This window comes from Nonomuraea sp. NPDC049129 (genome assembly GCF_040648495.1).
Classification (GTDB): domain Bacteria; phylum Actinomycetota; class Actinomycetes; order Streptosporangiales; family Streptosporangiaceae; genus Nonomuraea.
Genome location: NZ_JBEZDU010000030.1, coordinates 110727 through 123403, shown reverse-complemented (window position 1 = coordinate 123403; position 12677 = coordinate 110727). Strand labels below are relative to the sequence as shown.

The window sequence follows — 12677 nt, the reverse complement described above, 5'->3', positions numbered from 1 at the left end:
CAACCACGATGCCCGGTACGTGGATGCCGTCCTCGCGCACGCACGCCAGATCAAGCGCGACTCGCGTAGCTTCTACGCGTACTACAACTGGCAGGTCTTCGTCCTGTCCGCGCAGGGCGACGTCCGCCTCACCGGCCCCCGCTGACCTTTGCCGAGCACGCCCGGCTCGGCCGCGTGTGGTGGGCCCGTTTCATCCGTTCTCCCGACATGAGGTTCGGGGAGCCGTCCAACAGCGGCACGCTACGGGCAGCCGTTCGCCAAGGAGATGGAACACGACGCGGACATCGTCCCCCTCTTCCTCCAAGTCGGCCCGCGGTGTTTGACGATCAGGTGGGCCTGCTCGGAGAGGCCGCCGTGCGCCACCGACAGAGTGGCGAGTATCGACATGTACACCGAGGCCGTGCCTGAACGCAGCTTTCTGGTACGTGCCTCGAAGACGAGAGGCGACACATTCGCCCCCCGTCTCCTCAGCGATCAAGACCGAGCAGCAAGGCTGTCCACTGCGCATCCGCCTGCCCGCCATTCCATCGGTCGCTTTCGTCGACGATCCGCTTGTTCGGCCCGTTTCGGGTGCGTTGGATGAACTGCTGCCCGCCCTGACCGCCTCCGGGCTCGGCGCCTCTGCGAGCTACGGGGCGCGTACCAAGCCCACGCCGCGGTCGGCGACGTCCACTCCCGCGGCCAGCGGGCTGACGACGGCCTCCGCGAGCAAGCGTGCGGTGACGGTGGAGGCCGTCGCGGGCAGCGGCGACTTCAGCACCTCCTCCCACCACAGCGCCGCCACACCGGCGACGTGCGGCGTGGCCATGCTGGTGCCGCTCAGAGTGCGGAGGCCGCCGCCGGCCCGGGCAGAGACCACGCCGACACCAGGAGCGCTGATCTGCGGGAAGGTGTTGGAGAAGGGCGCGATGACCAGGCCGTTGCCGGTGACAGTCGACTGAGCCAGCGCACCGACCGCGATGACGCCCTGCGCGGCGCCGGGCAGCGACACGGCGATCTCGAAGTCGGGGCCGGTCTCGCGCTGGCTCTCGTTCCCCGCGGCGGCGACGACGATCGTGCCGGTGCCGATGGCCTGGCGGGCGGCGACCATCTGCATGAGAGCGTCAAAGAGCCGCAGGTTGGCCCGGTACGCCTCGAGGGCGAGCGAGGTGGCGAAATTCGGCTGCCGTCCCAGGTCGACCAGCCGCTGGACCATGCCGGGGAAGTCGAACCCCAGGGACATCGAGATCACCTGGGCGCCCTGCTGCAGCGCCCACTCAAGCCCTCGCAGCAGCCCTTCGGTGTCGCCGCTCCCGTCGTCGGCCAGGACCTTGCCGATCAGGGCCCGCGTCACACCAGGCGCGACACCGATCCGCGTGCCGTCGATCGGACGGCCGAAGATCGTGCCCGCGCAATGGGTACCGTGGCCGGCCTTGTCGCCGAGGCCCGAGCCGCTGAAGTCCTCCTGAATGAGCGTCACCCCGGCGAAAGCGGGATGAGTGGCGTCAATGCCAGTGTCCAACACCGCCACGATCACGTCCGCCCCCGTACGCGTCGAGACGTCGGCCCCCACCGCCTTGACACCCCACGTGGCCGCTGCCGCACGCGCCTCAGCCTCCGCCTGCTCACCGGTGGCGTCCTCGATCGGACGGATGAGCGACGTCGGCATCACGCGCGCCACCCCCCGCACCTCGGGATCGCGGACCATGTCGCGTACCTCGCGCTTGCTGAGCTCGACGGCCTCCACGTGCGGCTCCGCACCGACGGCGAACCCTCGGGCCGCCCCGAGCTCCGCCGGCAGCGCCATCTCGAACGGACTCGCCGTACGCGCGCCGCTCAGATCTCGCAGCACGCTGTATCTCTCACCCATGGCAGCACTCCTGATCTCCACCGCCCCGGATGGGCCGGCTCCCACGGAACGATGCCCATGCGTGTCTCGGCTCGCCCCCAAGCCAGGATGAAATGAGGTCAATGAACGGGCCGCTCCTCCTTTCTGGACGCCGTGTGCCGCCAGTCCGCGAGATGCTGCTGCAGATCGATGCGCCGGAACTGGTAGTACGGTCCCCTGGTGCGCAGCGCCTGCGATCGACGGGGTTCGCGCGGACCCAGGCTCTGAAGCCCAGATGCCCCAGGCCGTGAGTCCGACCATGAGCCCGCCCACGATGCGGATGAAGGTCGGGGTCTTGCGGGTCCGGCTTGAGGTTATAGCCGGTCACATCTTCGATCGCCAGTTCGGCCACCAGCTTGTTAATCGAGATGGAAAATCGATTCACTCTTTAATCGCGCGATGTTTTTCGCCATTGTAAGCCGGGCATCTAAAGCCTGTTTTTGCTGGGCGGCCTGGAAGGCTTCATAGCGATGAAACCCATAATGGATATGCCGGGAGAGGACGCGGGCTCATGGCGGCAGCGCGCCCTGGCGCACATCACCGAGTTGCGGAGCCAGCTTGACGGGCTGGACGGAGAATCTCCGGTCGCTCTTGGTGCACAAAGGCACCTCAAAGCGGCTGAAGAGGCTGCGGCGCGCAAGCCGAGTCTGGCTGGAGCCTGGTCGGGATTCGCCGTGGATCGCACCTGGGCGAATATCAACGAGGCTGAAGTCGCTCTTTTGAGACTGATGCCGCCTGAAGAACTCCCGTGGTGGGGCAGTGATGTCCTCGCGCGCGCACTGCAGCACCTGGGGAAGCAGGACCCGCGAAGGGCCAAGCTGGAACAACTTCTCCGTCATCAGGACGGAAAGCTGGCCCCGGAGGATCGAACATTGGCGGTGATCACCATGCAGGCGGCCAACATATCCGCCCAGCAGGAGAGGGCGCGGCTCCGCAGCTTTCGTAACACGATATTGGCGTCCACCGTCATCATGGCGGTCATCGCCGTGGTCCTGGCCGTAGTGGGTCTCATATATCCGGCGGTGATAAAGCTCTGCTTCAATGATTCGTCGACCGGGCCCGCGTGCCCGATCGGCCCCAATCCGAGCAAGTGGGACGTGCCCGTCGTGGAGCTCATCGGGCTGGCCTCGGCATCGCTGGTGGGCGCTTTCGGGCTTCGTCGAATTTACGGGACTTCGGCGCCTTATATGCTTCCAATCGTGTTGTCACTCCTGAAGCTTCCGGCCGGAGCCGTGTCCGCGGTCATCGGTCTGATGCTGATTCAAGGACGCTTTATCCCGGGACTAAGCAATCTCGACACCAGTGCGCAGATCATCGCCTGGGCGGCGGTTTTCGGAGCCGCGCAGCAAATTATCACAGGACTGGTGGATGAGCAGGGGCAAAATGTTCTCAGAAGTGTCCGGGACAGTTCGCGTGGGGTAGGAAAAGAAGCGGGTGATGATGACTCTCCACCGGGGTCGGCGCCACCAAGGGAAAAGCAGCTGTGATTAAGCGGCTCAATCATCTGACAGGGAGGCTGGACCGCATCGTGGCTGTTCATCGCCCCATGAGAGGATCGGCATCCCAGATGCTGTACTGAGCGAATAATTTGCCTGTTCAGGAGCTTCGCCCGGCGGTCAGAGCGTCTCCGTGGGCAGGCTGACGGCCGGGCTCGGGCTGGGGTGGCTGCGGGAGGAGTTCGAGGCGGCGGGGGTCGGTTTCGAGCATCGGGGGCGCAGGGATGAGGAGTTCGTTCAGGTCTTGCGCAAGGCGTGGCAGGACGAGGTGGTGGAGCACCATGGGGAGTTCTATCAGGTGCCGCGCTCGCACATCGATCCCAAGCCGGCGCCGAGCAGATCGGGGCGGACGTCGGCGAACTGGCGGCGCAGGGCGTGACGGAGGTCTTCCACGACCTGAACTTCGATCCGGAGATCGTCACCTGCGACGCCAAGGAGGCGATGCGCCGCGCGGAGGAGGCCCTGGAAGCCCTGGCACCCTCCGCCTAGGCGCGCGGCCGGGTGTGCAGGTGGAGGTCGCGGAGCAGGCATACCTCGGCCAGATGGTGGATCAGCTCGCGGTTGATGTGCAGCACCAGCGCGGACAGCGGATACTTGGCATACGGTCCCTCCGCCTTCCCACACGGGCGGGCGAGGCCGGCTTCGCCGAGGGACTCGACCCCGGCCAGCCACGTGGCGTACTCCGCGTCGAGCTGGGCCAGCGCCGCGTCCGCGCTCGCGGCGTACTCGAACGACTGGTAGTCGATGGGCGCGCGACCGAAATGGGAGGCGTTGCGCATCGCGAGCACGCCGACGATCACGTGCCCGAGCCGCCAGGCGATCGTCGTGAACGGTGGCGGATCGGGCATCGGCATCGCGAAGTCGATGGTCATCGCGCCGGACCCGGCCCGCACCGGCGCGTCGCCGGTGCCGCGCGGGCGCACGCTCCAGCTGCCGGGCGCGGGCTCCCAGAAGTACTCGTCGTCGGTGAGCCCGTCGAGGCGTTCGCGCACCTGATGGGTCCAGTGCCAGTGGGTCTGATCTCGGAGCAGGGTGTTCCAGGTCTGGTCGGTCATGGGTCCAGCCTGCCGCAACGGACAGGATCGGATTGCCGTCTTCAGTAGAGTGCGATGCCGCCGAGTGCCGAGAGGTAAGGATCATCATGGATGAGCGGGAAGTGGCCGAGCCGTGGGAAGGCGTCCTGATCACTCCTGACGTCATCGGCCACACGGGCGTTCTTGTTCTGGCGGGGTCGAGCGGACGCATCGACCGGGAGCGGGCTCGTATCCTCGCCCAGGAGGGCATGACCGCGATGTCGATCCGATGGTTCGGCGGTCCCGGACAATCACCGGGCATCTGCGAGATCCCCTTGGAGACTTTCGTGTCCGCCATCGACCTGCTCGAATCCACCGGCGTACACCGCATCTGCCTGCTGGGCTCCTCCAAAGGGGCGGAAGCCGCCCTGCTCACCTCCGTCCATGACCCGCGTGTCGACGGCGTCGTGGCGATGTCGCCTACCTCCGTGGTGTGGGGCAATGTCGGCTCAGGGCGAGACGGACGGGACCGCCCTTACCGGTCGTCCTGGACGTGGAAGGGGCAACCGCTGCCTTTCATCCCGTACGACGACAACTGGACTGCTCCTGAACCGGCGGACGGCCCGGTGGCCATTCGCGGCTGGTACGAGCGCAGTGAGCGGACCTTCGCCGGCCTGCTCCCCGCCGCCGAGATCCCCATCGAGGAGAGCAGGGCTGACGTGCTGCTGGTGGCGGGAGGGGACGATGCGATGTGGCCGTCCCTCCCGTTCGCCGAGCGACTCCTGGCCCGTCGCGGCACCGCTCGTCTGATCAGCCGGGCCGACGCCGGTCATCGCCCGCGTCTTCCAGGTGAAGGCCCGGCCCCTGAATCGCCGCGCTTCCTTTACGGGGGTGACGCCGCCGCCGACGCCGAGCTTGGAGCGGCCGCCTGGCCGCACATCCTCGATCTGCTTCGCGGCTGACCCGAGCGATCACTGCCACTTCAGCGAGCTTCGGGTCGTCCAGTAGGTCTGGGGGTCCTCGGTCAGCATGGCCAGGCGCTCGTCCAGTTCCGTATCCCAGCCGACCCGGGTCGCGGTCAGATTGCTGTGGAACTGGTCCACCGAGGCGGCCCCGCTGAGCACCACGCCGGTCCACGGTTGCGCGAGGACGGCGGCCAAGGCCAGCGCGTCCGGTGTGACACCGCGTTCCCGGGCGGCGCCGGCCAGCGCCGGAGGGGCGGCGTGGGAGGTCAGGCGGCCGTTCGCCACGCCCTCCTTGACGATCACGCCCAGGCCGGACCGGTGCGCCCGGGCCAAGGCGGGGCCGGCGGATCGCTCCAGCAGGTTCCAGGTGGCCTGGATCGTGTCGAACAGGCCGATCTCGATCGCCCGGTCGATGGTGTCCGCCTGGTGCGGGCCGGTCGTGGACAGGCCGACCGAGACACCCCCGGCGCGCAACTCGCGCAGTTCGGCCAGGATGTCTTCGTCGCCGAGCACGCCGCTTTCGACGGTGGCCGAGTGGATCTGGTAGAGCGAAAGGTGCTCGCCCAATAGCGCTCGGGTCTGGTCCAGTTGGTGGCGCAGCCGGTCGGCGGACAGTTCCTTCACCTCGTGCCGGTCGGCGTCCATCCGCCAGTCGCCGACGTAGGCGTATCCCCATTTCGACCCCACGGTCACGGCCCCGGGCGCGATGGCGCGCTCATGTAGCCAGCCGCCGAGGAACTCCTCGGCTCTGCCGTAGGAGCGGGCCACGTCGAAGTACCGTACGCCGGCCGCCAGCGCCGCATCCAGCACCGCCCAGGTCCGCGCCCGCATCGCGGCGACGCTGCGATCATCGCCGAGATCCTCCTCCCGGCCGAGCGTGATGTACGCCGGTCGGCCCAGCGCGGCCAGCCCGATCCCCACCGGCGTGACCGGCAACCCGCTCCGCCCCATCGGCCGCACAGTCAGCTCATCACGCATCTCGGCGCCTCTGCTTTCATAGTCGGTATACCGCTCGGGATGATGCCACACCAGCGCTTTGACCAGGAGCGATGGGGTCCGGTGTCAGGACGCCGCGAGCCGGAGCGCCTCTCCGGCGACCGCGTGACGCAGGCCGCGGATGCCGTCGCGGCCCCGCACCGGGTGTACGGCGTTCGTCAGCAGCACCACGGTCAACCGGCGGGCCGGGTCGACGACCAGCGAGGTGCCGGTGAACCCGGAATGGCCGAAGGCGGCGTCCAGCGGTCCCACGATGGCCGGGTCGCCGATCCGTACGCCGAGGCCGTGGCGGAACGCCGCGCCCTCCGCTCCCTGGTCGCGGACCATCTCGGCCACGGTCTCCGGGCGCAGCAGCGCGCCACCGCCCAGCCGCAGTGTCTCGCCGAATGTCAGCAGGTCGTCGGCCGTCGCGAACACGCCCGCGTGTCCAGCCACGCCGCCCAGGCCGTACGCGGTCTCGTCGTGCACCTCGCCGCGCACGCAGCCGGGTTCCTGTCGCTCGGGCTTCCACTCGGTGGCGGCGATGCGCGGGAGCGTCGCCGGGCCCGGGCGGTAGCCGGTGTCGGTCAGGCCGAGCACGCCGGTGACCCGTTCGCCGACCAGTGCGTCCAGTGGCGCGCCGCCCGCCAGTTCGGCGACGCGGCCCACCATGACCATGCCCACGTCGCTGTAGAGGTACGGCCCGCCGACCGGGCCGGTGACCGGGGTGCCGACCATCGCCGCCATGCGCGCGGCCGGATCGGCGTCGGGTAGTTCGAGGTCTATGCGGCGCGTGGGCCGCAGGCCGGCCGTGTGCGTGAGCAGGCGTCGCAGGGTGACCCGGGGGTCGGCGCCCGGCAGCCAGGCCGCCACCGGCTCGTCGAGGTCCAGGCGGCCCTCCTCGGCCAGCGACAGCACCACGGCCGTGGTGAACAGCTTGCTGATCGAGGCCAGATCGAAGACCGAGTCGCGGGCCGCCGCCGGCCGGTCGGCCATCAGGGTGCCCTCGAGGTCGGCATAGCGGACGAGCTCCCCGGCGACGGCCGAGGCCGCCACCGAGCCGTCCACGGAGATCACCGCCACCGCCGCCGAGCACACGCGCGGCACGCCGTCCGCCAGGATCGCGTCCAGCCGATCGGACATCGTTCAGCCTCCCCGTAAGTCCGCCGGCTCGTGGGTTCACCGCGCCCACGAGCAGTTCCGGGCCGTACAGGAATCCGGTCCGTCAAGCAGTCCGGCCCGTGATACAGCCCCGTCCCGTCAGTCGCTCAGCACGTCGCTCAGTCGCTCAGCGCGTCGCTCTCAGCTGCTCAGCGCGTCGCTGAGCCGCTCGCCGTGCGATTCCAGCAGGGCGCGGGCCCCTCCGGCGTCGAGCCCGTGCTGGATCATCAGCACCGCTATCTTCGCCTGTCCGCCCGCCGCGTCCAGCGCCTTGCCCGCCGTGTCGTTGTCGGCGCCGGTGATGTCGCGCACCATGCGGAGCGCCCGGTCGGCCAGCTTGCTGTTCATCGCCGACATCTCGATCATCTTGTTGCCGTACGTACGGCCGAGCCGGACCATGGAGATGGTGGAGATCATGTTGAGCACCAGCTTCTGAGCCGTGCCCGCCTTGAGCCGGGTGGAGCCGGTCACCACCTCGGGACCCACCACCACCTCGATCGCGTGCTCGGCGGCGGCCGACAGGGGCGCGCCGTCGTTGCACGAAAGGCTGACGGTCAGCGCGTCCCGCCGGGACGCCTCCGCCAGTGCGCCGAGCACGAAAGGCGCCCGTCCGCTGGCCGACACGCCCACCACCGAGTCGAGCGGGCCCACCTCCAGCTCCGCGAGCGAGGCGGCGCCCGCTTCGGCGTCGTCCTCCGCACCCTCGACCGAGCGGGTGAGCGCGTCCGGACCGCCCGCGATGATGCCCTGGACGAGCGACGGATCGGTGCCGAACGTCGGCGGGCACTCGGAGGCGTCGAGCACGGCCAGCCGCCCCGACGTACCGGCGCCGACGTACAGCAGCCGCCCGCCCTCCGCCATGCGCGCGGCGATCGCGTCGATGGCGGCGGAGATGACCGGGATCGCGACGGCGACCGCGGCGGGCACGGCGGCGTCGGCCTGGTTCATCAGCCGGGCGACCTGCTCTGTCGGCAGCCGGTCGATCTGGCTGTAGCGGGGATCGCTCTGTTCGGTGGGCAGCTCGGGGAGCGGATCAATCATGACGCTAATTTCCACCCTCTACTTCTCTCTTGTAAATATCTTTCAGACAATGGGTTCATGACGTACGTACGCACTGGCGCTGAACGGCTGGCCACGGATCCCACCCTGGCGGGCGGCGACCGGCTCGGCCTGATCACCAACCCCACAGGAGTCCTGCCTGATCTGACCCCCACGACGGACGCCCTCATCGCGGCCGGGGTGCCGCTGACGGCGCTGTTCGGTCCGGAGCACGGCATGCGGGGCACCGCTCAGGCGAACGGCAGCGAGTCCGACACGATCGACCCCAGAACCGGCCTGCCCGTCTTCGACACGCACAAGGTCTCCGGCGCGGCGCTGGACGAGGTGGTGGCCGGCTCCGGGGTCGACACGCTGGTGTTCGACATCGCCGACGTCGGCACGCGCTTCTACACCTACATCTGGACCATGTACGACCTGATGGCCGCGGCGAGCAGGCTGGGCCTGCGGTTCGTGGTGCTGGACCGGCCCAACCCGCTCGGCGGGACCCTTGAGGAGGGACCGCCGCTCGACCCGGAGTTCGCCAGCTTCGTCGGCAGGTTCCCGCTGCCGGTACGCCACGGCAGGACCGCCGGGGAGCTGGCCACGCTGTTCGGCTTCGACCTGGACCTGCGCGTGGTCACCATGGACGGGTGGCGGCGCGGCATGAGCTTCGCCGAGACCGGGCTGCCCTGGGTGATGCCGTCGGTCAACATGCCGACCGTCGAGACCGCGTACGCCTACCCGGCCACCGGGCTGTTCGAGGGCACGAACTTCTCCGAGGGACGTGGCACCACCCGGCCGTTCGAGCTGGTCGGCGCCCCGTACGTCGACGACCGGTTCGCGCCCGCGCTCAACGCGCTCGGCCTGCCGGGGGTGCGGTTCAGGGAGACCTGGTTCACGCCGACGTTCCACAAGCACGCGGGCACGACCGTGCACGGAGTCCAGCTGCACGTGCACGACCGGGAGGCGTACCGGCCGGTGCTGACCGGCCTGTCGATGCTGCACGTGGCTCGCACGCTGTACCCGGGCGAACTGGCCTGGTGGGGGCCCGAGCTGTTCATGGACCACCTGTGGGGCTCCGACACGCTCACGAGGTGCCTGGACGCCGGGGAGGACCCACGCGCCCTCTGCCCCGACCCCGTCCACCCCGAAGGACGGCTCCTCTACTAGCGGCGCACCGCAGGTTGCGGAGTGCGCACCTGCGGTGGCCGCGTGAAGCGGCGCACCGAAGGTGGCGGAAACCGTACCGGCGTGTGACATCACGCCAGATCGCGTCGGTAGAGCCAGAAGACGCGTTCGGCCCGCGCGCCCACGGCGTGCGAGTAGAACCGCAGCGGCCCGACCCAGCCGATCTGCGCGCTGGACAGTCCGGCGGCGCGCATCTCGGCCAGGCAGCGGCGCAGCAGCACGCCGCCCACGCCGAGCCCGCGCGCCTCGGGCGCCGTCCCCATCGGCCCGAACCACGCGGGCCGCGCCCCCCAGGCGGCGAACCCCAGGATCCGCCCGTCGCGCTCGGCGTAGTGCAGCCCGGCGGCGTTGGCGGCCTCCCAGGCCCAGTTCTCGTTCCAGTGCTCACGCACAAAGGCGGCGACCCGCTCCCGATCCGTCACGGCCGCGTGCACGCTCACTCCGGCCTCGGCCAGCCGTGCCGGCTCCTCTTCGACGGACAGGTCCGCACCGAGGTCGGCGGTCATGTTCCAGGCCACGTGATAGCGCTCATAGCCGAGGCGCTCCGCCAGGCACGCGGCGGCGGTGTAGCGCACGTCGATGCCCGGCCAGGCGTAGCAGGGCGGGTTCCCGGCGAAGCGCGCCTGCCTCGCCCCCTCCGACCGCAGCCACTCCTCGGCCGCGCCGACCAGCGCCCGGCCGTGCCCCCGGCCCCGCGCGTCAGGGTGTACGGCCAGCAGATCGAGGTGCCCGACGGCCGGATCCTTGGCGGACACCGAGGCCATGACGACCCCGCCGTCCATCACCAGGGCGGCCCAGCGCCGACCGGCGGGAGGACGCGCCAGCCGCTCGACCAGGGCCGCCCCTTCACCGCCGTCCAGCGTCAGCGCCGCCCGCGCCACCTGCGCGGCGACCGCGAGGTCGGCTGCGTCGGCGTGCCGGATCACCTCCGCGGCGCCCGCGAGGTCGGCGGAGTCGGCCTGCCCGGTCACCGGGGTCACACCTCGCTCATCGGGCGCGCGATGACGCTGCGCCGCCGCGGGTAGTAGCAGGCGTGCTCCTGAGGTACACCGTCCGTCACCTGAAGCAGCGGCCGCTCGCTCGTGCACCCGTCGCCCCGGAACGGGCACCGGGGCGCGAACAGGCACCCGCTGTCGGACTGGTCGGCGGCGAGCGGCTCCAGCGGCACCACCGGCTCCTCACCGGGCCGCTCCAGCCCGTGCAGGACGGGGATGGCCGACAGCAGCGACTGTGTGTACGGATGCACCGGGTCGGCGATGATCGTGTCCACCGGCCCGCGCTCCACGACCTGGCCGCGGTAGATCACGTACAGCTCGCCGTCGCCGCCGATGTAGCGCGCGGTGGCCACGTCGTGCGTGATGAACAGCACGCTGACGCCCAGCCGCTCGCGCAGGTCCTTCAGCAGCGCCAGAATGCCGAGCCGCAGCGACACGTCGATCATCGAGACCGCCTCGTCGGCGACGAGCATCTCGGGGTCGACGGTCAGCGCGCGGGCGATCACGACGCGCTGCCGCATGCCGCCCGAGAGCTGGTGCGGGTAGCGCGACAGGACCGTTCCGGGGTCGAGGCCGACCAGCGACAGCACCTCGGCGGCCCGCTCGTCGATCCAGCCCTTGGGCCGGCCGGTCTGCCCGGCCCGCAGCGCCAGCGGCGCCTGGAGGGTCTGGTAGATCGTCCGGGTCGGGTTCAGCGCCGAGTAGGGGTCCTGGTGGATCATCTGGATCTTGCGGAAGTGCGGCTGCCGCTGCTTGACCTTCAGCGGCGACATGGGCGTCCCGTCGATCGCGATCTCGCCCGCGTCGTAGGACTCCAGCCCGGCGATGATGCGCCCGAGCGTGGTCTTGCCGCAGCCCGACTCGCCGATGAACGAGGCGGACCCGCCCTTGGCGATCGCGAAGTCCACACCGCGCAGCGCCGGGACCTCCCGCTTGCCGAGCATGTTGCCGCGCTGCTTGAACGTCTTGGTGATGCCCGTCCCGGTAATCACGAAGCGTGCTCCTTCACCGTCACCGCGTGGCAGGCCACGAACCTCGCCCCGTCCGCCACCACCGAGGGATCGACGGTGTCGCACACGTCCATCCGCAGCGCGCAGCGCTCCCTGAACACGCAGCCCTCCTTGGGCACCGTCGCCAGCGTCGGCGGCCGTCCCGGCAGTGCGCGGGCCTCGTCGATGTCGCCGACCAGCCGGGGGATCGCGTTGATCAGGCCCCTGGTGTAGGGATGGCGGGGCGCGCCCAGCACCTCCCTGGTGGGCCCCTGCTCCACCAGGCGTCCGCCGTACATGACCGCGAGCCGGTCGGCCACCTCGGCCACCACGCCGATGTCGTGCGTGATCACCAGGGTGGTCAGGCCGCGCTCGGCGTGCACCTCGCGGACGATCTTCAGGATGTTCGCCTGGGTGATCATGTCCAGCGCGGTCGTCGGCTCGTCCAGCACCACCAGGTGCGCGTTGAGCACCAGCGCCAGCATGATGCCGACCCGCTGCCGCATGCCGCCGGACAGCTCGTGCTGGTGCGAGTCCAGCACCCTGGCCCCGTCGAGGCCCATCCGGCCCAGCAGTTCCCTGGCCTCGCGGACCAGGCCGGGCAGGTCCTGGACACCGTGCGAGCGGCCCAGGTCGAGCAGCTGCTTGCCGACCGTCTTGAGCGGGTTGAGGGAGTTCTGGGCGGCCTGGAAGACGTACCCGATGTGGGCGCCCCTGGCCTTGCGCAGCTCCTCGCCCGCGAGCCCGACCACGTCGCCGAGCCCGTCGATCTCCACGCTGCCCGCCGCGATCCTGCCCGGCGGCTGCACCGCGTTGAGCAGCGACAGGGCCAGCGTCGACTTGCCGGACCCCGACTCGCCGACGATGCCGGTGATCGTGCCGGGCTCCAGGGTCAGGCTGATGCCGCGTACGGCGGGCAACTCGCCCGCCGGCGTCTTGTAGACGACCGTGAGGCCGTCGATGCGCACTCCCGGCGCTTGGTCCGCCACT

The 12677-nt window shown here is 70.1% G+C and carries 12 protein-coding genes; 4 read left to right on the top strand and 8 right to left on the bottom strand.

All coding sequences use genetic code 11. The annotated features are described in order from the left end of the window. Positions 1–628: 628 nt before the first annotated feature. Positions 629–1849: a S8 family serine peptidase gene (locus tag AB0B64_RS51720; protein ID WP_358197834.1), complete on the bottom strand. Its 1221-nt coding sequence runs from the start codon at positions 1847–1849 to the stop codon at positions 629–631. 458 nt (positions 1850–2307) lie between these two features. On the opposite strand from AB0B64_RS51720, the gene AB0B64_RS51715 reads away from it, so the two are divergent. Beyond that, entirely contained in the window at positions 2308–3354 is a 1047-nt protein-coding gene (locus AB0B64_RS51715) for a hypothetical protein (protein ID WP_357946111.1), read from the top strand. 142 nt (positions 3355–3496) lie between these two features. Further along, positions 3497–3742, top strand: a complete 246-nt coding sequence (locus AB0B64_RS51710; RefSeq protein WP_358197817.1) for an LLM class flavin-dependent oxidoreductase — start codon at positions 3497–3499, stop codon at positions 3740–3742. Positions 3743–3848: 106 nt separating this feature from the next. Here the strand turns inward: AB0B64_RS51710 and AB0B64_RS51705 are convergent, their stop codons facing one another. Continuing rightward, a complete protein-coding gene (locus AB0B64_RS51705; RefSeq protein WP_357946115.1) occupies positions 3849–4418 on the bottom strand; it encodes a DinB family protein in 570 nt (189 codons plus the stop codon). 86 nt (positions 4419–4504) lie between these two features. Here AB0B64_RS51705 and AB0B64_RS51700 point away from each other — a divergent pair, with 86 nt between their 5' ends. After that, entirely contained in the window at positions 4505–5338 is an 834-nt protein-coding gene (locus AB0B64_RS51700) for an acyl-CoA thioester hydrolase/BAAT C-terminal domain-containing protein (protein ID WP_358197804.1), read from the top strand. Between the two features lie 9 nt (positions 5339–5347). Here AB0B64_RS51700 and AB0B64_RS51695 read toward each other — a convergent pair whose 3' ends face one another. The 3 genes from AB0B64_RS51695 to murQ form a co-directional block, all read right to left on the bottom strand. Next, positions 5348–6319: an aldo/keto reductase gene (locus tag AB0B64_RS51695; protein ID WP_357946120.1), complete on the bottom strand. Its 972-nt coding sequence runs from the start codon at positions 6317–6319 to the stop codon at positions 5348–5350. Between the two features lie 84 nt (positions 6320–6403). Further along, complete coding sequence (locus tag AB0B64_RS51690) at positions 6404–7459, bottom strand: serine hydrolase domain-containing protein (RefSeq protein ID WP_358197790.1); 1056 nt, start codon at positions 7457–7459, stop codon at positions 6404–6406. 159 nt (positions 7460–7618) lie between these two features. After that, positions 7619–8518, bottom strand: a complete 900-nt coding sequence (gene murQ, locus AB0B64_RS51685; protein WP_357946124.1) for an N-acetylmuramic acid 6-phosphate etherase — start codon at positions 8516–8518, stop codon at positions 7619–7621. 57 nt (positions 8519–8575) lie between these two features. Here murQ and AB0B64_RS51680 point away from each other — a divergent pair, with 57 nt between their 5' ends. Further along, entirely contained in the window at positions 8576–9685 is a 1110-nt protein-coding gene (locus AB0B64_RS51680; RefSeq protein WP_358197773.1) for a DUF1343 domain-containing protein, read from the top strand. 89 nt (positions 9686–9774) lie between these two features. Here AB0B64_RS51680 and AB0B64_RS51675 read toward each other — a convergent pair whose 3' ends face one another. From AB0B64_RS51675 to AB0B64_RS51665, 3 genes are read right to left on the bottom strand one after another with little or no spacing between them, the layout of a single operon-like run. Next, complete coding sequence (locus tag AB0B64_RS51675; RefSeq protein ID WP_358197766.1) at positions 9775–10683, bottom strand: GNAT family N-acetyltransferase; 909 nt, start codon at positions 10681–10683, stop codon at positions 9775–9777. Further along, complete coding sequence (locus AB0B64_RS51670; protein WP_357946131.1) at positions 10680–11690, bottom strand: ABC transporter ATP-binding protein; 1011 nt, start codon at positions 11688–11690, stop codon at positions 10680–10682. The genes AB0B64_RS51675 and AB0B64_RS51670 overlap by 4 nt, the downstream gene beginning before the upstream one ends. Then, positions 11687–12676, bottom strand: coding sequence for an ABC transporter ATP-binding protein (locus tag AB0B64_RS51665; RefSeq protein ID WP_357946133.1), 990 nt, complete (start codon positions 12674–12676; stop codon positions 11687–11689). The genes AB0B64_RS51670 and AB0B64_RS51665 overlap by 4 nt, the downstream gene beginning before the upstream one ends. Position 12677 lies beyond the last annotated feature (1 nt).

Coding starts and splice junctions, on each gene's coding strand:
- AB0B64_RS51720 (WP_358197834.1), bottom strand. CDS start 1,849: ATGGGTGAGAGATACAGCGTGCTGCGAGATCTGAGCGGCGCGCGTACG.
- AB0B64_RS51705 (WP_357946115.1), bottom strand. CDS start 4,418: ATGACCGACCAGACCTGGAACACCCTGCTCCGAGATCAGACCCACTGG.
- AB0B64_RS51700 (WP_358197804.1), top strand. CDS start 4,505: ATGGATGAGCGGGAAGTGGCCGAGCCGTGGGAAGGCGTCCTGATCACT.
- AB0B64_RS51695 (WP_357946120.1), bottom strand. CDS start 6,319: ATGCGTGATGAGCTGACTGTGCGGCCGATGGGGCGGAGCGGGTTGCCG.
- AB0B64_RS51690 (WP_358197790.1), bottom strand. CDS start 7,459: ATGTCCGATCGGCTGGACGCGATCCTGGCGGACGGCGTGCCGCGCGTG.
- murQ (WP_357946124.1), bottom strand. CDS start 8,518: ATGATTGATCCGCTCCCCGAGCTGCCCACCGAACAGAGCGATCCCCGC.
- AB0B64_RS51680 (WP_358197773.1), top strand. CDS start 8,576: ATGACGTACGTACGCACTGGCGCTGAACGGCTGGCCACGGATCCCACC.